At 68.5% G+C, this 19,589-nt stretch carries 20 protein-coding genes and 2 tRNA genes; 10 read left to right on the forward strand and 12 right to left on the reverse strand.

Annotation, left to right across the window (positions count from 1 at the left end):
• Positions 1-6: 6 nt before the first annotated feature.
• The gene (locus ACWDTS_RS14470) at positions 7-1,272 is read right to left on the reverse strand and encodes a fatty acid desaturase family protein (protein WP_450109967.1); all 1,266 of its coding nucleotides are present in this window, start codon (positions 1,270-1,272) and stop codon (positions 7-9) included.
• A 42-nt stretch (positions 1,273-1,314) separates the two neighbouring features.
• Positions 1,315-2,412, reverse strand: coding sequence for a ferredoxin reductase (locus tag ACWDTS_RS14475; protein ID WP_450118468.1), 1,098 nt, complete (start codon positions 2,410-2,412; stop codon positions 1,315-1,317).
• 149 nt (positions 2,413-2,561) lie between these two features.
• Here ACWDTS_RS14475 and ACWDTS_RS14480 point away from each other — a divergent pair, with 149 nt between their 5' ends.
• The gene (locus ACWDTS_RS14480) at positions 2,562-3,203 is read left to right on the forward strand and encodes a TetR family transcriptional regulator (RefSeq protein ID WP_307846587.1); all 642 of its coding nucleotides are present in this window, start codon (positions 2,562-2,564) and stop codon (positions 3,201-3,203) included.
• Positions 3,204-3,226: 23 nt separating this feature from the next.
• Positions 3,227-4,060 carry an alpha/beta fold hydrolase gene (locus ACWDTS_RS14485; protein WP_197256765.1) on the forward strand — a complete coding sequence of 278 codons (834 nt, stop codon included), beginning with the start codon at positions 3,227-3,229 and terminating at the stop codon, positions 4,058-4,060.
• An 11-nt stretch (positions 4,061-4,071) separates the two neighbouring features.
• On the opposite strand, the gene ACWDTS_RS14490 is transcribed toward ACWDTS_RS14485, so the two are convergent.
• Entirely contained in the window at positions 4,072-4,653 is a 582-nt protein-coding gene (locus ACWDTS_RS14490; RefSeq protein WP_197256763.1) for a TetR/AcrR family transcriptional regulator, read from the reverse strand.
• 91 nt (positions 4,654-4,744) lie between these two features.
• Here ACWDTS_RS14490 and ACWDTS_RS14495 point away from each other — a divergent pair, with 91 nt between their 5' ends.
• A complete protein-coding gene (locus ACWDTS_RS14495) occupies positions 4,745-5,593 on the forward strand; it encodes an acyl-CoA thioesterase (RefSeq protein ID WP_307846585.1) in 849 nt (282 codons plus the stop codon).
• Here ACWDTS_RS14495 and ACWDTS_RS14500 read toward each other — a convergent pair.
• From ACWDTS_RS14500 to ACWDTS_RS14510, 3 genes are all read right to left on the reverse strand, one after another.
• On the reverse strand, positions 5,578-6,945 hold the full coding sequence (locus ACWDTS_RS14500) for an MFS transporter (protein WP_197256760.1): 1,368 nt from the start codon (positions 6,943-6,945) through the stop codon (positions 5,578-5,580). The two genes, ACWDTS_RS14495 and ACWDTS_RS14500, sit on opposite strands and share 16 nt — an antisense overlap.
• A 76-nt stretch (positions 6,946-7,021) precedes the next feature.
• Positions 7,022-7,918 carry a type IV toxin-antitoxin system AbiEi family antitoxin domain-containing protein gene (locus ACWDTS_RS14505; RefSeq protein ID WP_197256758.1) on the reverse strand — a complete coding sequence of 299 codons (897 nt, stop codon included), beginning with the start codon at positions 7,916-7,918 and terminating at the stop codon, positions 7,022-7,024.
• 172 nt (positions 7,919-8,090) lie between these two features.
• Entirely contained in the window at positions 8,091-8,633 is a 543-nt protein-coding gene (locus ACWDTS_RS14510) for a TetR/AcrR family transcriptional regulator (protein WP_307846583.1), read from the reverse strand.
• Between the two features lie 214 nt (positions 8,634-8,847).
• Here ACWDTS_RS14510 and cmrA point away from each other — a divergent pair, with 214 nt between their 5' ends.
• Positions 8,848-9,651: a mycolate reductase gene (cmrA, locus tag ACWDTS_RS14515; protein ID WP_197256754.1), complete on the forward strand. Its 804-nt coding sequence runs from the start codon at positions 8,848-8,850 to the stop codon at positions 9,649-9,651.
• Here cmrA and ACWDTS_RS14520 read toward each other — a convergent pair.
• Positions 9,648-11,450, reverse strand: a complete 1,803-nt coding sequence (locus ACWDTS_RS14520; RefSeq protein WP_197256752.1) for a helicase HerA-like domain-containing protein — start codon at positions 11,448-11,450, stop codon at positions 9,648-9,650. The two genes, cmrA and ACWDTS_RS14520, sit on opposite strands and share 4 nt — an antisense overlap.
• 87 nt (positions 11,451-11,537) lie before the next feature.
• Between ACWDTS_RS14520 and orn the strand changes: the two genes are divergently transcribed.
• Entirely contained in the window at positions 11,538-12,137 is a 600-nt protein-coding gene (gene orn / locus ACWDTS_RS14525) for an oligoribonuclease (protein ID WP_197256750.1), read from the forward strand.
• Between the two features lie 83 nt (positions 12,138-12,220).
• A tRNA-His gene (locus ACWDTS_RS14530) sits at positions 12,221-12,298 on the forward strand.
• A 160-nt stretch (positions 12,299-12,458) separates the two neighbouring features.
• Here the strand turns inward: ACWDTS_RS14530 and ACWDTS_RS14535 are convergent.
• A complete protein-coding gene (locus ACWDTS_RS14535) occupies positions 12,459-13,598 on the reverse strand; it encodes a L,D-transpeptidase (RefSeq protein ID WP_197256748.1) in 1,140 nt (379 codons plus the stop codon).
• A gap of 350 nt (positions 13,599-13,948) precedes the next feature.
• Between ACWDTS_RS14535 and ACWDTS_RS14540 the strand changes: the two genes are divergently transcribed.
• Positions 13,949-14,021 (forward strand) — tRNA-Lys (locus ACWDTS_RS14540).
• A gap of 52 nt (positions 14,022-14,073) precedes the next feature.
• Here ACWDTS_RS14540 and ACWDTS_RS14545 read toward each other — a convergent pair.
• The gene (locus ACWDTS_RS14545) at positions 14,074-14,841 is read right to left on the reverse strand and encodes a L,D-transpeptidase (RefSeq protein WP_197256746.1); all 768 of its coding nucleotides are present in this window, start codon (positions 14,839-14,841) and stop codon (positions 14,074-14,076) included.
• Positions 14,842-15,014: 173 nt separating this feature from the next.
• Positions 15,015-15,236, reverse strand: a complete 222-nt coding sequence (locus tag ACWDTS_RS14550) for a DUF3618 domain-containing protein (protein WP_197256744.1) — start codon at positions 15,234-15,236, stop codon at positions 15,015-15,017.
• A gap of 71 nt (positions 15,237-15,307) precedes the next feature.
• Here ACWDTS_RS14550 and bcp point away from each other — a divergent pair, with 71 nt between their 5' ends.
• The gene (bcp, locus tag ACWDTS_RS14555; protein WP_197256742.1) at positions 15,308-15,781 is read left to right on the forward strand and encodes a thioredoxin-dependent thiol peroxidase; all 474 of its coding nucleotides are present in this window, start codon (positions 15,308-15,310) and stop codon (positions 15,779-15,781) included.
• On the opposite strand, the gene ACWDTS_RS14560 is transcribed toward bcp, so the two are convergent.
• Positions 15,778-17,157 carry a M20/M25/M40 family metallo-hydrolase gene (locus tag ACWDTS_RS14560; protein ID WP_450109965.1) on the reverse strand — a complete coding sequence of 460 codons (1,380 nt, stop codon included), beginning with the start codon at positions 17,155-17,157 and terminating at the stop codon, positions 15,778-15,780. The two genes, bcp and ACWDTS_RS14560, sit on opposite strands and share 4 nt — an antisense overlap.
• A gap of 199 nt (positions 17,158-17,356) precedes the next feature.
• Here ACWDTS_RS14560 and ACWDTS_RS14565 point away from each other — a divergent pair, with 199 nt between their 5' ends.
• Both ACWDTS_RS14565 and ACWDTS_RS14570 read left to right on the forward strand, forming a co-directional pair.
• Complete coding sequence (locus ACWDTS_RS14565; RefSeq protein ID WP_197256740.1) at positions 17,357-18,220, forward strand: cyclopropane mycolic acid synthase family methyltransferase; 864 nt, start codon at positions 17,357-17,359, stop codon at positions 18,218-18,220.
• A 90-nt stretch (positions 18,221-18,310) separates the two neighbouring features.
• A complete protein-coding gene (locus ACWDTS_RS14570; protein WP_248673983.1) occupies positions 18,311-19,165 on the forward strand; it encodes a TetR/AcrR family transcriptional regulator in 855 nt (284 codons plus the stop codon).
• A gap of 15 nt (positions 19,166-19,180) precedes the next feature.
• Here ACWDTS_RS14570 and acpS read toward each other — a convergent pair whose 3' ends face one another.
• Positions 19,181-19,582 carry a holo-ACP synthase AcpS gene (acpS, locus tag ACWDTS_RS14575; protein WP_248673984.1) on the reverse strand — a complete coding sequence of 134 codons (402 nt, stop codon included), beginning with the start codon at positions 19,580-19,582 and terminating at the stop codon, positions 19,181-19,183.
• Positions 19,583-19,589: the final 7 nt, after the last annotated feature.

Below are 19,589 nucleotides of genomic sequence, written 5' to 3' on the forward strand. Positions count from 1 at the left end.
TCCCCCTCAGACGGTGTCGTGGACGAGCGTACGCGCAGCACGGGTCCCTCGCGCTTCCTCGAACTCCGCGCCGGGCTCGGGCTCGACGACCGCCGGTTCGGGACGTGGGCGGCGCTCGATCACGACCGCGGTCTCACGCTGGTCGGACACCCAGGAGGGCGGCAGCGCCAGCCGGAAGATCTTGCCCCACACCGACGCGACCTGCCGGAGCAGTCCCCCGGTGTTGTAGGGCAGGCCGTGCTTCTCGCACAGTGCCCTCACCTGCGGTGCGATCTGCGGGTAGCGGCGGGCCGGCAGATCCGGGAACAGGTGGTGTTCGATCTGGTGGGACAGGTTGCCGGTCATCAGGTGCATCAGCGACGACCCGCTGATATTCGCGCTGCCGAGCAACTGGCGCACGTACCACTCGCCACGGGATTCGTCGGCGGTTTCCTCCTGTGTGAACGACTGGACGCCGGACGGGAAGTGCCCGCAGAAGATGACGGAGAACGCCCACACGTTGCGCACCAAGTTCGCGGTGGCGTTGCCGAGGAGGGTCGGAACGAACAGCGGGCCGCTGAGCAGCGGGAACACGACGTAGTCCTTGAGCACCTGCCGGCCGGCCTTGTGCCACCACCCGCGCGCGAGCGGCCCCAGCTCGCGGATGTCGCGTTTGCCTGCCAGCACGCGGTCGGCCTCGGCGTCGTGCAGCATCACGCCCCACTCGAACACCAGCATCAGGACTGCCGCATAGAGCGGATTGCCCAGGTAATAGGGCTTCCACGGTTGCGCCGGGTCCATGCGCAGGATGCCGTACCCGATGTCGCGGTCCATGTCGAGGATGTTGGTGTAGGTGTGGTGCACGAAATTGTGCGAGTGCCGCCACTGATCCGAGGGGCACACCGTATCCCATTCGAAGACACGAGAATTCAGTGCGGGCTCGCGCATCCAGTCGTACTGGCCGTGCATCACGTTGTGCCCGATCTCCATGTTGTCGAGAATCTTCGACACGCTCAGCGCGGCGGTACCGGCGATCCACGCAGGGGGCAGGAATCCGAGGAACAGCAGGCCGCGGCCGGCCACCTCGAATCCCCTCTGCGCCTTGATGACCCGGTAGATGTAGTCGCGGTCCTCGGAGCCGAGGGAGGCGACGGTGCTCTCCCGCAGGGTGTCGAGCTCCCGGCCGATCTCGTCGACCTGATCGCGGCTCAGGATCACCGGATCCGGGTCGGGGTCACGGTTTCCGGACAGGAACGGCAGGAAGGGTATCGCGGGTAGGGACAATCCGAACATGGTGTCCTCCAAAGGTTTCGGGCCGATCAATATCGGCCGCGGCTACAGTTCGACCGCGACGTCACCGACCGGGGCGTTGACGCAGATCCGGATGCGCGTGTCGGGTTCGGCGTCGAGTTCGCCGGTGCGGACGTCGCGGGTGCAACCGGATCGGCGGATCGAGGTGCAGGTGTGGCAGATGCCCATGCGGCATCCGTGATCGGGTCTCAGACCGGCGGCTTCGGCCTGCTCGAGCAGGGTGGCGCCGGTGTTGTCCGCGACCACCCCGGACGCGGTGAACCTGACCTCGCCGGTGGCGTCGCTCGTGTCGAGGACAGGAAGGGTGAATTCTTCGGTGCGCAAACGATGTTCGGCGCCGACCTCGCGGTAGACCTCGCGGACGCGTGCGGTCAGACCCGCCGGTCCGCACGCATAGGTGGGGGTACCGGCGAACCAGGGGACGACGGCGTCGAGGTGTTCGCGGCGGAAGCGACCGCGCAGGTGGCCACCGTCCCCGCCGGTGTAGGCCAGGACGACCTCGACGTTGGCGCGAGCGGCGAGTTCGTCGAGTCTCGCACGTTGCGGCACGTCTGCCGGGGTGCGCGCGTAGTGCAGGAAGGTGATCGCGCCGGTGTGCCCCTCGTTGGCGAGGGTGTGCAGCATCGACAGCACCGGCGTGATGCCGCTACCGCCGCTGACCAGCAGCAACCGGTCCGGACGAACCGGCGGGAGAACGAAGTCGCCGTCGGCTGCCCCGAGGTCGACGACGTCACCCGGCCGGGCGCAGTCGTGCAGGTAGCGGGACACCAGACCGTCCGGGTGGGCCCGCACGGTGAGGACGATTCGGTCGTCGTACTGCGAGGTCGAGGGCGAGTAGCAGCGGGTGTGCCGGACCCCGTCGACGACGACGCCGAGCCGGATGTGCTGACCGGCCTCGAATCGGCAGCGGCGGGCCGGACGCAGCGTGAGCGTGGTCATCTCGGGCACGGTGCGGTCGATGTCGACGATCCGCGCCCGCGTGGCCTGTGTGGCGAGCAGCGGATTCAGCAGCTCGAGGTAGCGATCCGGGTGGTGCGGCCAGGACATCAGCCGCAGTGCGCCGGTGACCGCCTTCGTGGCGCGGCGGGCAGCGGTGGTGCGAGTGACGGGTGAAGCGACCATGGCGGGACCTCCCGACCGATCGGATTTCTAGTGCACACTTGTACACTGAATTAGTGTTGCAGCACTCACCCGCCCCCTGTCAACACGTGAGTGACCTCCGTTACACCGATTTTCGATTCGCGGAGGCCGCTCTGCATAGACTCGGACCCGTGTCCGTAGTTCCCGTCCCCGAACCCGCCAGCCGGGCCGCCCGCAAGGAACGCACGCGCCGCGCACTGCTCGACGCCGCACTCGAATTGTCGGCGGATCGGAGTTTCTCCACGGTGAGCCTGCGAGAGGTCGCCCGTCGGGCGGGGATCGTCCCCACCGCGTTCTACCGGCATTTCGCCTCGATGGACGAACTCGGCGTCACCCTGGCCGCCGATACGATGCGCGTGCTCCGGCAGGTGCTGCGCGATGCGCGCCGCGCCCGCAACGCCGGCGACAACGCCCGTGCGTCGCTGGCCGTCCTCGTCGAACAGATCCGCGCCCACGAGGCCTCGTTCCGCTTCCTCGCGCGCGAACGGCACGGCGGGCTGCCCGAGGTGTCCCGCGCCGTCAACGACGAATTGCATTTGCTCACAGTGGAACTCGCTGTCGACCTCGGCAGCATGGCGGGGCTCGGCGACTGGAGCGACGACGACCTGGAGATGGCCGCCGCCCTGCTCGTCGTCGCCCTGCTCGAGGTGGCCGTCGACCTGCTCGCCGTCGAAACGGGCGGACCGGACGAGGCCGCGGTGATCGCACGCGGTGAGAAGCAGATGCGCCTGATCATTCTCGGCATGGGGGCCTGGAAACCGGCCCACGAGTGACCGCTACACCGTACGGTGGCGCCATGTTCGAGATCAGCCGCGTCGCGCTCGGAGACCTCACATTCGACGTCCGCGTCGCCGGGCCCGAAGACGGCCCTCCGCTCGTGCTGCTGCACGGCTTCCCCGAAACCGGGCGCAGCTGGGAACCGGCGGGCCGGTTGCTCGCCGACGCGGGCCTGCGGGTGATCGTCCCCGACCAGCGCGGCTACTCCCCCGGCGCCCGGCCCACCGAGGTGTCCGCGTACGCGGTCGGTGAACTGGTCGGCGACGTCCTCGGCCTGCTCGACAGTTTCGGTATCGAGGCGGCGCACGTGGCCGGGCACGACTTCGGCGCGGTCGTCGGCTGGCATCTCGCTGCACATCATCCCGATCGCGTTCGCACACTCACCGCGGTGTCGGTGCCGCACCCCGGCGCCTACAGCTGGGCGCTGCAGCACGATGCCGACCAGAAGTCCCGCTCCGCGTACATCAAGCTGTTCCGGATGGAGGGCACGGCCGAGTCGGCGCTGCTCGACAACGGCGCCCGGCGGCTGCGCGCGATGTACAACCCGATGCCCGATCGCGCTGCCGTGGACGAGTACGTGCGGGTGCTCACCGCGCCCGGCGCGATGACCGCCGCCCTGAACTGGTACCGCGCGTTGACCAGGGACTTCCGCAGCATTCCGTCGGTGAAGGTGCCCACCACCTACGTGTGGAGCACCGCCGACGTCGCGGTCGGCCGGGCCGGCGCCGAACGGTGCGGCGAGTTCACCGAAGCGGACTACGACTTCGTCGTGTTGGACGACGTGAGCCATTGGATTCCCGAGGAGGAACCGGCGGCACTGGCGGAGTCGATCCGGGCACGCATCGCGGGCTGACGGGCCACCCCTCAACCGGCGTCACCGCTCCGCAGCGCGCAGAGCATTTCCAGTTCGTCGACGACCGCGTCGAGCGGTGCCGCACTGCGTTGCGCCTGCGCCAGGATCAATCCGCCTTCGAGCGCGCTGACGACCATCGTCGCGAGGGTCGCGGCGCGGGCCGGATCGACTCCGTCGCCGACGAGCCGCGCGCCGATCATCTCGGTCCAGCGCGCAAAGGAGATCCCGGCGAGGTCACGGGCCGACGCTTCGGTACCCAGCGCTGCCGCCACGATCGGGCAGCCCGCGACGTAGTCGGTGCCCTCGAGCCCGCGTCGCCACAGGTCGACGATGGACCGGACCGCGGTGACGGTGTCGCCGGAGTCCAGGATCCGCTGGATTCTGTCGGTCAGCTGGTCCGCGGCCGAGCGCGTGGCTTCCTCGATCAACTGGCTCTTGCCGCCGGGAAAGTGGTGGTAGATCGATCCTCGGGGGGCGCCGCTGTGGGCCAGGACATCGGCGAACGAGGTCGCGGCCACCCCACGTTCCCGCATCAGGGCCACGGCGCTGGCCGTCATCGCCGCGCGTGGTCCCCCGTCCTGTCGCCGTGCCATGACGCCCTCCTCGATCCGATGGGGATTGCCCTCTCGCATTATGTATGTTGTCATACTTAGAAGCCCAGTTCCAGGACGTCAGGAGTCCACCGTGACCGAACTCGACACCACCCGCGACACCGACGTCTGCGGAACCGGCACCCACGTCTTCGACGACGCCGTCGCCCTCGTCGCCGCCGACGCGCACCGCTACACGGGCCGCACGCACCCGGCGTACGCGAACATGGTCGGGCCGTTCGGCGGCATCACGGCCGCGACGCTGCTGCGCGCGGTCCAGCAGCATCCCGAGGTTCTCGGCGTTCCCCTCTCGCTCACCGTCAACTACTGCGGTGCGCTGGCGGACGGCGAATTCGAGATCGTCGCTCGTCCGGTGCGCACCAACCGCTCCACCCAGCACTGGTCGATCGAACTGTCGCAGGACGGGGCGGTCACGACCACCGCGACCGCGGTGTTCGGCACCCGACGCGAGACCTGGTCGTCGACCGAGGCCGTCGCACCCGACGCGCCCCCGGCGGAGGACGTCTCCGAGCAGTCGCTGCCGGAATTCATCGCCTGGGCACGCAACTACGAGATGCGTTTCGTCGAGGGCGCCGTGCCCGGCCCGGAGACCGGCGAGCACCCGGATTCGACGACGACGCTGTGGGTGCGGGACACTCCCCCGCGACCGCTGGATTTCGCAGCGCTGACCGCGCTGTCCGATGTGTTCTACCCGCGCGTGTTCCTGCGCCGCGGGCAGTACATGCCCGCCGGAACCGTGTCGCTGACCGTGTACTTCCACGCCGACGAGCACGCCCTGGACCGCCAGTCCGACGCGTCCGTCCTCGCGACGGCGCGCTCGCAGCATTTCGGCAAGGGCTATTTCGATCAGTCCGGCGAGCTGTGGAGCAGCGACGGCGAACTGCTCGCGACCACTCACCAGCTGGTCTACTTCAAGGGCTGACCACGACCTCCGGCCTTCAGGGGCTGCCCCACGGCCTCCGGTGCCCGCACGGCCAGCAGCGCCGCGAGGCCGGCGCCCAGCACCACGAGCAGCCCGGCGATGCCGGCGCGGTCCGTGCCGAAACCCCAGGCGAAGAACCCGAACAACGTCGGCGCCAGGAACGACACCGCCCGGCCTGTGGTGGCGTAGAGCCCGAACATCTGCCCTTCCCGGCCCGGCGGCGTGATCCGTGCCAGGAAGGTGCGTGCCGACGCCTGCGCGGGCCCGACGAACAGGCACAGCAGCAGCCCGAAGATCCAGAACAGCAATGGTCCGGACACCGCGAGCAGAACGACGCCGACGACGATCATCGCGGCGAGCGAGACGACGATGACCGCCTTGGGACCGACCCGGTCGTCGATGCGGCCCGCGACGAGCGCACCGAGCGCGGCCACGACATTGGCCGCGACACCGAACAGCAGCACGTCACCCGTCCCGATGCCGTAGACGGTCACGGCCAGTACCGCCCCGAACGTGAAGACCCCGGCGAGACCGTCGCGGAACAGCGCCGACGCGCCGAGAAACCAGACGGTGCGGCGATCCGCGGTCCACAGGTCCCGCAGATCGCGCCACAGCACCCGGTACGCCTCGGTGATGCGGCCCTTCTCGGCACCGGGGTGGACACCGGTCGGCGGCAGTTCGGGAACAGCGAGCAGCACCGGGATCGCGAAGATCCCGAACCACGCGGCGGCGAGCAGCGCGACCAACCGGATGTTGGTGCCGTCGTCGGTGCTCAACCCGAGGAATCCGCGGGTGTCGCCGTCACCGGCGATGAAGCCCGTGTAGCACAACAACAGCAGCACGATGCCACCGAAATAGCCCATGGACCAACCGAATCCGGAGACCCGTCCGATGTTCTGCTCGGTGGAGATCTGCCGCAGCATTGCGTTGTAAGGCACCTGGGCGAGCTCGACGATCACCGATCCCACACCGAGCAGCACCAGCCCCAGCCAGAGGTAGTGATAGTCGTCGCGCACGAAGTACATCCCGGCCATCGCGGTGACGGTGACGAACGTGAGCACCGCGAGGGAGCGTTTGCGACGGCCGGTCGCGTCGTAGTGTTGCCCGGAGATCGGCGCGGTGACCGCGATGACGAACCCCGCGATGCCCAGGGCCCAGCCCAACCACGTACTCGCGGAGACGGTTCCGGGCAGGTCGTCGCCGACGGCGTCGGTGAGATACACGGAGAACACGAACGTGAGGATCACCGCGTTGAACGCGGCCGATCCCCAGTCCCACAGGCCCCACGCGAAGACCTGCCGCCGCGTCGTCGCCGTCCCGATTCCCGCCGGCGCGGCCGTGTGTGCGCTCATTCCCGCAGCCTAAACCGGCCGTTCGAGAACCGCCCCATATGACTGTTGGTGTGCCGATATTTCGGTGCACCAACCGTCATGTCCGTCTTGTACGTGCGCGGGCACGCTCGAAACGCTGTACGACCACGTCGAAGTGGTCCAGTTCCATCCAGCTCCACCGGATGACCTCGAACCCGAGGTCGCGCAGGGCGTCCTCCCGGAACTTCTCGGCGACGAGGTCACGCCGGTCGGAGTACTTGCCTGTCCCGTCGAACTCTCCGACGATCCCGAACTCCTCCCAGAAGAAGTCGAGGCGGAAACGGCGACCGTCGCGTGTGACGACCTCGTGCTGGAGGTGTGGACGGGGCAGACCCGCGTCCTCGATGCGTACCCGCGACAACGACTCGCCGACGCTCTCGCTGCGCGCGTCCAGGAACCCTGCGACCGCCCGGGCTCGTGCGATGCCGTTGAGGCCGCAGGCGGAGTCGAGGATGCGCGGTAACGCGGCTGCCGCCGCGGGGTCGCTGCGCAGGAGCGCATCGCCGATGACGACCGCCTGCGGGCGCGGTGCGGTCCGCGCGACGTCCGCGATCGTCCGCGCCACCGACGTCACCGGCACGTCGTCGACGGTCGCGAGGTCTGCCTCCGACAACCGCGCCGCATGGAAGTGCAATCGTCCCCGCCGTCGTGCGCCCGCGCTCGGTGGCCGCGACACGTGCACACGTGTGAGCGGAAGATTCCATACCGGCGCCCCGTGCAGGACCGCGGCGGAGACGTGGCTGATCACGTGTCCCGGGCTCAGCGTCGAGCCGAGATGCCGCGCGAGCACGCGGTGCCGGCCGGTGTCGTCGAGCGCGTCGTGGTCGCACCTTCGCAGATGGACGCCGTGCGCGATCGGAGCCAGTTCACCGCGTCGAAGGTCGCGCGCGATCTCGAAGGCGGAGACGCCGGCCGCGAGTAGTTGTGCGCGCGTGAGCACTCGTGGATCCCCCATGCGGGTGATCGTGCCGCAGCGTCCGTCGGCGATCCGCCCGGAGACCACCGAATCCGCCGCGCCTGTGGACGGAGCAGCTGCCTGTGGACAACTTGCGGATGAGGACTGCGGCGCCCGAAACAGCGGTTGGTGTACCGATATTTCGGTACACCAACCGTCGTTCTCGACCTGTCTAGACGGTGGCGCCGGCGAGTAGGCCTGCCACCGACTGCCGCATCACGGCGGCGGCCTCGTCGACCCCGAGTTGCAACTCGTCGCGCAGAACGGCCCACGAGCCCCAGGTCGCGGCGGCTCCGAGCGCGTATACCAGGCGGTCGCGCCGGTCCCGGTCGAGGTTTGCGAGTTCGCGGGCGAACAGGATCTTCACCTCGTCGGTGACCCGCGCGATGCAGCGCGCGCGATGAATCTTGAGCGCTTCGGAGAACTGCTGGCGCAGGAGCGACGCCCGCGCATACGGAGCGATGAACTCGAGCAGCCGCGCGCGCTGCCGGCAGAACCCGTCGATCCGTTCGGACAGCGGGAGGTGCGCCGGCACCGGCTCGAACATTTCGTCCTGGCGGCGCAGCATCTCCGCGCCGGTGAATGCCATCAGGGTGTCGAGGTCGTTGAAGTTGACCCACAGTGCCCGCAGCGAGACCCCGGCCTGTTCCGCGACCTGCGCGCCGGTGGGCTTGAGCATGCCCGCCCGGAGCAGCTCGATGTGTGCCTCCACCACTGCCCTGCGAGTGCGTTCCGCGCGGGCTGTTCGACCGTCCGTGACAGTTGTGACCACGATCCCTCACTTCGTTCGACCGCACCGAGCCGGTAGGCCTCGGCAGCGCTTCGCAACCTGCCCTGCGAACAATACCGACCAACCTCCCCGTTTAGGAGAATTGGTTCGAACGACACGGCCGATGAGTTCCGGCCCGCGGCGACTAGGCTGACCCACCGTGACTCTGCCGAACCCCACCCCAGACGCCCGCGCGGTCGTGACCGGCGCCTCCTCCGGTATAGGTGAGGCCCTCGCCACCGAGCTCGCAGCGCGCGGCCACTCGCTCATTCTCGTCGCCCGTCGCGGCGAAGTGATGGAAGAGCTCGCCACGACACTCCGTCAGAAGCACGGCGTCACCGTCGAGGTGCGCGCCTGCGACCTGTCCGACCGCGACGCTCGCGCCGAGCTGGTCGAGGAGCTCGCCGACCGTCACGTCAGCATCCTGTGCAACAACGCGGGTATCGCCACGTTCGGCCCCGTGTCCGGCCTGGATCCGGCGTACGAGCGCGCGCAGGTCGAACTCAATGCGGTCGCCGTGCACGACCTCACCCTCGCGGTGCTGCCGCAGATGGTCGAGCGACGCGCGGGCGCGATCCTCAACGTCGGATCGGCGGCGGGCAACATGCCGATCCCGAACAACGCGACGTACGCCGCGACGAAGGCATTCGTCAACACCTTCTCGGAGTCGCTACGCGGTGAGCTCAAGGGCACCGGCGTGAACGTCACCCTGCTCGCCCCCGGCCCGGTGCGCACCGAGACCCCCGATCCGGCGGACGCGTCGATCGTCGACAAGCTCGTCCCCGACTTCCTGTGGATCTCGAGCGAGCACACCGCGAAGGTGTCGCTCGACGCGCTCGCCGAGAACCGCATGCGCATCGTGCCCGGCCTGATCAGCAAGGCGATGTCGGTCGCGGGCAACTACACGCCGCGCGCGATCGTCGCCCCGATCGTCGGCACCTTCTACAAGAAGCTCGGCGGCTAACGCCGCTTACGGCCGGTGCCGAAGATGCTGCGGGAGATCTCCCGACCCGCAGCCGAGGCCGCCGACCGCAGGAAACTCTTCATCGCGGAGCTGCCCAGCACCTGTTCGACGATCGTCGGCCCCTCGTCCCGGGGGGCCGGCATCGTTTCGGACAGGTCCGGCAGTGGCGGCACGTCCAGCGGCGGATCGACGTTCGGCGCGCCCGCGACCTTCGCCGTCAGCATCTCGTACGCGGATTCGCGATCGATGGTCTGCCCGTACTTCGCGAACAGCGGATGGCCCTGGGCGGCGGTGCGGATCGCGTCGTCGCCGACGGTGTCCATCAGCGACCGTGGCGGCCGGATCCGGGTCCATGCGACCGGCGTCGGGGCGCCCTTCTCGGACAGCACGGTGACGATCGCTTCACCGGTCCCGAGCGAGGTCAGCGACTTCTCCAGGTCGTAGAACGCCGTCTTCGGGTACGTGCGGACCGTCTTGGTGAGCGCCTTCTGGTCGTCGGGCGTGAACGCGCGCAACGCGTGCTGCACCCGCGCACCCAGCTGGGACAGGATCGCGTTCGGGATGTCGGTGGGCAGCTGCGTGCAGAAGAACACGCCGACGCCCTTCGACCGGATGAGCTTGACGGTCTGCTCGACCTGCTGCAGGAACGCCTTCGACGCGTCCGCGAACAGCAGGTGGGCCTCGTCGAAGATGAAGACGAGCTTGGGCTTGTCCAGATCGCCTTCCTCGGGCAACGTCTGGAACAGGTCGGCGAGCACCCACATCAGGAACGTGGAGAACAGCACGGGACGCGCGGCCTGGGCGCCCAGCTCGAACAAGCTGATCACCCCGTTGCCGCCGAGGATGCGCAGCAGATCCTCGGTGTCGAACTCCGGTTCACCGAAGAACGTGTCGCCGCCGTCGGCCTCGAGGTTGACGATCGCGCGCAGGATGACGCCCGCGGTCGCGGCCGAGACGCCCCCGATGCCTTTGAGGTCGGCCTTGCCCTCGTCGCTGGTCAGGTACGCGATGACCTGCCGCAGATCCTTGAGATCGAGCAGCGCCATGCCCCGCTGATCGGCCCAGTGGAAGATCAGCCCGAGCGTCGATTCCTGGGTGGTGTTCAGGCCGAGCACCTTGCTCAGCAGGATCGGACCGAACGCCGTGACGGTCGCGCGCACCGGGATGCCGATGCCCTCGGTGCCGAGCGAGAAGAACTGCGTCGGGAATCCGGCAGGGGTCCACGACGGATCGCCGGTCTCGGCGGCGCGGGTGACGAGCGCGTCGCTGCTCTCCCCGCGCGCGGACAGACCGGACAGGTCGCCCTTGACGTCGGCCATCACCACCGGCACGCCCGCGGCGGACAGCTGCTCGGCGATGCCCTGCAGGGTCTTGGTCTTGCCGGTACCGGTCGCGCCGGCGATCAGACCGTGCCGGTTCATCATGGCCAGCGGAATCCTGACCCGGGCGTTCGGAGCGACGACGCCGTCGTGCACGACGGTGCCCAGTTCGAGGGCGGCGCCGGAGAAGGCGTAACCGGCGGCGATCTCCGCGGCCGGGCCCGCGGGTTCGGCCGCCTCGGGTTCGGCTGCCTCGGCGAGCGCACTCTCCGAGGTCGCTTCGGCCCCGGCTTCGGCCTTCCCCGCCGCAGCGTCGGCCTCGGCCGCGGCGGCGGCCTCCTCGGCCTCGCGTTGGGCGCGTTCGGCTGCAGCGGCGGCTTCGGCGGCTACGCGGGCCGCTTCCTCGGCGGCCGCCTTCGCTGCCTTCGCCTTCTCGGCGGCGGACAGCGCCTCGTCGGACCGGGTCGGATCCACGGTCATGTTCAGCCCTCCTCGAACCAGCACGGCCGGCGTCGGTTTACACCGCAGACCTTATCCCGCTGACGCAGCTGACTAGTCTGTACTCTCGTGCAGGACAAACTTGTTTGGATCGATTGTGAAATGACCGGTTTGCGTATCGGTAGCGACAAACTCATCGAAATCGCCGCGCTGGTCACCGACAGCGACCTCAACGTGCTCGGCGAGGGCGTGGACATCGTGATCCACGCCGACGACGATGCGCTGGCCGCGATGCCGGACGTCGTGCAGCAGATGCACGAGCGCTCGGGGCTGACCGAAGAGGTGCGCCGCTCGACGGTCACGCTGGCCGAGGCCGAGAAGCTCGTCCTCGACTACGTGCGGGCGCACGTGCCGGAGCCCGGGACCGCTCCCCTGGCCGGCAACTCCATCGGCACCGACCGGCAGTTCATCTCCCGGGACATGCCGGAACTCGACAACTACCTGCACTACCGCATGGTCGACGTCAGCTCGATCAAGGAACTGTGCCGACGCTGGTACCCCCGCATCTATTTCGGCCAGCCCACGAAGGGCCTGTCGCACCGCGCGCTCGCCGACATCAAGGAGTCCATCCGGGAGCTGCGCTACTACCGGCGCACCGCGTTCGTCGCCCCGCCCGGGCCGTCGTCTGGGGACATCACGAGCGTCGTAAAGGATCTTGGACCGGCCTGACCAGGCGATTCGTCGTTTTCGGGTAGAGCAGGCTAGTATTTCAATCGCAGTCGCAACCGGCTCCGGCCGATAGCGGATGCAATGGTGAGTGTAGTTCAGTTGGTAGAGCACCAGGTTGTGATCCTGGCTGTCGCGGGTTCGAGTCCCGTCACTCACCCCCAAGAAAGGCCCCGACCGCAAGGTCGGGGCCTTTCCTTTTTGCGCCTCCCGGCCGAGGACCGTGCGCCCACAGCCTCTACCCACTCCTGACCCCCTTACGACGACGGAGGGCGACCAGAATCCGGTCGCCCTCCGTCGGGGTGCACAGCCCGTGCCCCGGGGTCAGGTGTTGGCGTTGCCCGCCTTCCACGTCGACCACGGGATGTTCCAGTCGCCGAGACCTTCGGTTCCCTCCAGGACTCCGCCGACCGTGTTGCGCACGATGACGATGTCGCCGCGCTTGGTGTTGTCGAAGATCCACTTCGCGTTCGCCGGGCTGAGGTTCAGGCAGCCGTGGCTGACGTTGCGCACTCCCTGATCGCCCAGCGACCACGGCGCGGAATGGAAGAAGATGCCGCTGTAGGACATGCGCGTCGCCCAGTCCACCGGCGTGCGGTAACCCTGCGGCGAGTCGGCCGCCACCCCGTACGTGGACGAATCCATGATCATGTGGTCGAAGCGGTCGCCGATCGTGTAGACGCCGTTGGGGGTGGGGGTGCTGTCCTTGCCCATCGACGTCGGCATCGACATGATCGCGCTGCCGTTGCGGTTGACCACGACGGTCTTCGTGTTGTCGTCGACGTCGATGATCACCGCGTCGCCGATGGTGAACGACGAGTGCACGTCCGACTGGCCGAACAGTCCGTCACCGAGGTCCTTGCCGTACGCCTTCACGTCCACGGTCACGGTCGTGCCCGGCGTCCAGTAGTTCTCCGGCCGCCACCGCACCTCACGATTGCTGAGCCAGTAGAACGCACCCTCGACGGGCGGATTCGTGACGATGGTGATGGCCGCCTCGGCCGCGCGCCGGTCCGGGATGTTCTCGTCGAACTGCACCGCGACGGGCTGGCCGATACCGACGACCGAGCCTTCACCGGGCAGCACGTAGGGCTGGGTGAGGTTGCCGGGCGCGCTCGTGGTGAATGTCGCGACGGACGTGGTCGCCCCGCCGAGCCCGTACGCGACCGTCTCGAGCGTGTACTTGCGGTTGTAGCCCAGCGGTTCGGAGTTCGCCCAGGTGGTGCCGTCCGGCGCGAGCACGCCGGCGACCGACGCCCCGTCGGGATTGCGGAGCGTGACGGAATCGAGCTTGCCGTTGACGACCGAGACGGTCACCGGATCGATCGGCGAGAAGCCGACACCGCCGTCGACGACGCTGGAGGACACCGTGGGCTTGATGAGTGCGGCGAGGGGATTCGAATCGATGGGGACCTCGTCGGCACCGCCGGCCGAACCGCCGGCACATGCAGTGACGAAGGTCATGACACCGACCAGTACCGCCCCCAACACCGCCACGGTCGTACGCCGGGAGCGGCGCCGCGGCGTCCGCACACTCTTCTCGATCACTCTCAACCCTCCGATTCCGGACCTCCCCCAGGCCGCAAAACTGCACGTCAATGCGTGTCTCATCGATGATGCCAGCCGGTGAAGACCGAGACCAAATCTGAAACCTCGACGACGAATAACGTTCGAATACCAATCGCCCCGCCACCCACTCGCGTTACCCGCAGACATCGAGGAAATCGCCGTTGACCAGGCGATTTGGCGCCGTACAGCGGAGTGTGTAATCTTCTCTTCGTCGCCGGGACAACGGCCCGGAGACAAACCGCCAAGCGCCATTAGCTCAATTGGCAGAGCAGCTGACTCTTAATCAGCGGGTTCGGGGTTCGAGTCCCTGATGGCGCACAACAGAAGGCCCGCACCGAATTCGGTGCGGGCCTTCTTCGTTCTCCGGGTCTCACCACTCGATGACGACCGGGTCCCCGATCTTCACGTTCTCGAAGTACCACCGCGCGTTCTCGGTGCTGAGGTTGATGCAGCCGTGGCTGACGTTCGCGTAGCCCTGCGAATCCACCGACCACGGTGCGGCGTGCACGAAGATTCCGCCCCACGTCAGACGGACCGCGTATTCGGTGTCGATGCGGTACCCCTCGGGGTCGTCGATCGGAACACCGTAGGTCGACGAGTCCATCACCAGGTTCCGGAACTTCTCGAGCACCGGGAAGGTCCCGGTCGGCGTCTCGTATCCGGGCTTGCCCATCGACGCCGGCATGGTCCGGACGATCTCCCCGTTCAGGGACACGGTGAACTGGTGCGTGGACAGGTTCGCAACCGCGACGAATTCGTCGCCGGTCCGGAACTGCGTCCGGGTGCCGCCGGCCAGGACGGTGACAGCGGTGTGGCCCGGCCAGAATCGGTCCGGAACCCACTCGAGGTGACGGTCGTCGCGCCACCGGAAGGCGCCGGCGACGGGCACGGACGGGATGACCGCGACGGATCGTTCGGCGGCGGCCCGATCGGTCACCGTGGCGCCGAAGCGGACGGTCACCGGCTGCGCGATACCGACCACGGCTCCGTCCGAGGGCGCCAGCGCGGCCACCGGGGGCCCGCCCGGGGGCGCGATGCCGATGCGACCGGCGGAGGCGGCGGACCCCGTAGCCAGCGCGACGCTCGCGGCGAGGATCGCGACCAGGACGAGTCGTGCAACATGCTGCGCAGTCCGCATGACCGTCACCCCTTCGAAGACGAGACGATCGACGTCTTCTCAGTGAACCACGCCGAGATGTGAACCACGCCAAGATCGAAGTCGCAAGAAAGTGATATGTCACAGCGACCGACGCAAAGACGAGGGCACCGCCGTCCGTGAACGGACGACGGTGCCCTCGGATCGACGGATCGTCAGCGCAGCAGTCTGCGCAGAACCAGAGCGCCCACGACGACGCCGACCGCGATGACGGCGTACTTGACGTTCGGCTGATTCACCTTGGCGACGAGCGTCTGCTTGGTGTTGGCAACAAGAGTCTTCGGATTGGTCCGCGCACTCAATTCGTCGAGCGTGCTCGCGAGCTGGTTGCGGGCGTTCTCGATGTCCCGCTCGATGGCCTCGGTGTCCCTACGCACGTGATCCTCCAGGAGTCGCTGTGTGTGCTGCGACCACGGTAGTGGACGCGCGGTCCACTACCGTGGCGGACGTGACGGATAACAGCAGACTCGCCCCCGGCGACCCCGCGCCCGAGTTCACCCTCCTCGACGCCGACGGCAACGAGGTGTCGTTGTCGGACTACCGCGGCCGCAAGGTGATCGTGTACTTCTACCCCGCCGCGAGCACGCCCGGCTGCACGAAGCAGGCATGCGACTTCCGCGACAACCTCGCCGAACTGAACGACGCCGGGCTCGACGTCGTCGGGATCTCCCCCGACAAGCCCGCCAAGCTCGCGAAGTTCCGCGACAAGGAGGAGCTGACCTTCCCGCTGCTCTCCGATCCGGAGAAGACCACGCTCACGGCGTGGGGCGCGTTCGGCGAGAAGAAGATGTACGGCAAGACCGTGACCGGCGTGATCCGCTCGACCTTCCTCGTCGACGAGGAGGGGAAGATCGAGGTGGCGCAGTACAACGTGCGCGCCACCGGGCACGTCGCGAAGTTGCGTCGCGACCTGTCGGTCTAGCTCGCGGACCGCTCGGCCAGGGACCGCAGGAGCAGCGCCTCCGCGACGGCGAGGTTCTCGATCTCCGTCGGATCCACGCTCTCGTTCGGAGCGTGGATGACGCACCGCGGCTCCTCGACACCGATCAGCGCGATCTCCGCTCCCGGCACGGCCCGCTGCAGGGCCGTGCACAGCGGGATCGAGCCGCCCTGGCCGGCGGTTCCGACCTCGCGCCCGTACGCGGCCGCGAGCGCCGCGCGTAGGGCGGCGTATCCGGGGCCGTCGGTGGCCGCGCGGAACGGTTCGCCGAGGGCTTCGCGCTCGATGCGCAGGTGCGCACCCCACGGCACGTGCGCTTCGAGGTGGGCGACGAGGGCGTTCTGCGCGACCAGCGGGTCCAGACCCGGTGGCACCCGCAGGTTCAGCCGCGCCGAGGCGCGGGGCGCGATCGCCGCCACCGAGCCGACGACGGGCGGTGCGTCGATGCCGAGCACGGTCAACGCCGGCCGCGCCCACACGGCGTCGGCGACGGTGCCGGTCGACAGCAGCGACACCCCGTCGAGCACACCGGCGTCGGCGCGGAACCGGTCTTCGGGATAGGGCACCCCGTCCCACTGCCCGAGGGTGTCGAGGCCGTCGACGACGGTGTTGCCGTGTTCGTCGCGCAGGGTGTTCAGCAACCGGACGAGGGCGGCGAGCGCGTCGGGGGCGGCGCCGCCGTACTGCCCGGAATGCACTTCCCCGGCAAGGGTTTCCACATGGACGACGACGTTCGCGATACCGCGCAGCGACGTCGTGACGGTGGGCCGGCCGACTTCCGCGTTGCCGCAGTCGCCGATCACGATCAGGTCGGCGGCGAACAGGTCGGGGCGCTCCGCGACGAGGTGTTCGAGCCCGGCCCCGCCCATCTCCTCGGACCCTTCGACGACGATCCGCACGCCCACCGGCAGGGGCCCGTCGGCGAGGGCCGCGCGCAGCGCGAGCAGGTGCATCACGATGTTGCCCTTGCAGTCCGCGGCGCCCCGGCCGTACCAGCGACCGTCCCGTTCGGTGAGATCGAAAGGCGGCGTGAGCCAGAGGCTTTCGTTACCCGGAGGCTGAATGTCGTAGTGGCTGTAGAGCAGAACCGTGGGAGCTCCGGCCGGGGCCGGACTGTGTCCGACGACGGCGGGGCAACCGTCGGACGTCTCGACGAGTTCGATGTGCTCGATACCGGCGGCGGCGAACGCGTCCCGTACCCAGCGGGCGGCGGCGAGGCACTCCTCCGCGGGGAACTGTCGCGGGTCCGCGACCGAACGGAAGGCGACCAGGGTCGCGAGTTCGGTTCGGGCGGTGGGCATCGCGGCCCGGATCCGGTCGCGGATCCGCTGCAGGGTGTCGGTGTCGGTCACGCTCACACGCCTCCTCGGTGTGTCGGACGAAGGTCTCACGATCGGGCACCGGTGCTCGTCCTGTTCGGTTCCCGTCGCAATCGTAGGATCGTGCGCCGCCGTCTGCCGTTCCGGTGCCGCACGGCGCGCCGACCGCGTAGCGTTGTTTCTCGACATCCGGGCCACCGTCGAACCAGTTCCGGCCCGTGGACGGAAAGGCACTGCGATGCCCACCGAACTGTCACCCTTCTACAAGCAGGTCCAATCCCACTACGACCTGTCCGACGAGTTCTTCGCCCTGTTCCTCGACCCGTCGATGACCTACAGCTGCGCGTACTTCGAACGGGACGACATGACGCTCGAGGAGGCCCAGCTCGCCAAGATCGACCTGGCCCTTGGCAAGTGCGACCTGCAGCCCGGCATGACGCTGCTCGACATCGGCTGCGGCTGGGGATCGACGATGTTCCGCGCGGTCACCCACTACGACGTCGACGTCGTCGGCCTGACCCTGAGCCGCAACCAGTACGAGCACGTCGCGGCCGAGGCCGCCCGGCTGCCCGGTCCGCGGACCGCGCGGGTCCTGTTGCAGGGCTGGGAGGAGTACACCGGCACCGCCGACCGCATCGTGAGCATCGGAGCGTTCGAGCATTTCCGCCGGGAACGCTACGACGAGTTCTTCGAACGGTGTCACCGGATGCTGCCCCCGGGTGGGCGGATGCTGCTGCACACCATCATCGGGCACACCCTCGCGACGCTGAAGTCCCGCGGCATCCCCGTGACCCGCGAGAACGCCCTGTTCCACCTGTTCATCAAGCGCGAGATCTTCCCCGGCGGGCAGCTTCCGCAGCCCGAGGTGGTCGTGGCGGGCGCCGAACGCGCCGGGTTCCGCGTCGAACGCGTCCATCCGCTCGGCCCGCACTACGTCCGCACCCTCGAGCACTGGGCCGCGGCGCTGGCGGACCGGCGCGCCGAAGCGGTCGCGCTGTCCTCCGAGGAAATGTACGAACGCTTCATGAAATACCTGCGCGGATCGGCCGAGCATTTCCGAACCGGACATATCGACGTCATGCAGTTCACCCTCGCCGCATGAGCACCGTGAGCACGCTCGGCCGTGTTTGCTGCGACTCGCCCTCACGGCAATCTCTCGGCATTCCCGCGCACTGCGGCTAGCCTGGGGCGCGTGGAGTCTGCAACGAACGTGCGCAAAGCACCGCGCCGGATCGATCCGGCGTTGGAAGTACAAACAGCGCCACAAGAACTCGTGCCGCGGCGGCGACCGACGCAGGAACGCAGCCGGCGCAAGTTCGATGCCCTGCTCGCCGCGTCCCGCGAGCTGCTCACCGAGGTCGGATTCGAGTCGTTCACCTGCGAAGAGGTCGCGTCCCGCGCGGACGTGCCGATCGGCACGCTCTACCAGTTCTTCGCGAACAAGTACGTCATCGTCTGTGAACTGAACCGCCAGGACCTCGTGGGTGTGCAGGAGGAACTGGCCCAGTTCAACGGCAAGATCCCGTCGGTCGACTGGCTGCGGTTCCTCAACAGCTTCGTCGACCACATGGCCGGGCTGTGGACCACCGATCCGTCCCGCCGCGAGGTGTGGCTGGCGATGCAGTCGACCCCGTCGACCCGCGCGACCGGGGCCATTCACGAACGCAAGTTCGCCGAGCAGGTCGAGCGGATGCTCGCACCGCTCACGCCCGACACACCGAGGCCGCGCCGCAAGCTGATGGCCGAAGTCCTCGTCCACGTCGTCTACTCGATGCTGAACTTCTCCGTGCAGGACGATCAGACCCACGCCGACGCGGTCGTCGAACTGAAACGGCTGATGGTCGCATACCTACAGGTCGCCGAACAGGACTCGAGGGCCCGGGCGAAGAAGCGCAAGCGGCTGCAGGCCCGCGCGGAGGAAGCCGGAACCGGCGACGGGGACGGCAGCCGCGAGAAGGGCGAGGCCGCCGACGCGGACACGGTCCCCGAATCGGGCACGGCCCCGGAAACGAGTGAAGCCGAGGAGGCTGCAACCTCCCCGGCTTGAACCGGTCGACCGGATCTACGCGTCCGGGGCCTCCTCGAGAACGACGAACGCTCCGGCCATGTCACCGTCGTGGGTGAGCGAGACGTGGATGCTCATGCCCGCCAGATGCTCGGCGACGGCACCGTGCAACCGGATACCGGGCCTGCCCCACGCATCCGAGACCACCTCGATGTCGCGGTGGATGCCCTCCGGCAGCACCGGTGGGTGACCGAACAGTGACGCCGACCATGCCTTGATCAGCGCTTCCTTGGCCGCCCACCGGGCTGCGAAGTGGCGTCCCGGACGGGAGCTGCGGGTGTTCGCGTCGCGACGCTCCCCCGGCGTGAAACTCGTGAGCATCGTGGTGCCGGGACGACCCAGCTGCTCCTCGAACTCCGTCACCGAGACCAGGTCGAACCCGACACCCGCAACTCCCATCCGGCGC

The organism is Rhodococcus sp. NPDC003383 (assembly GCF_053589115.1).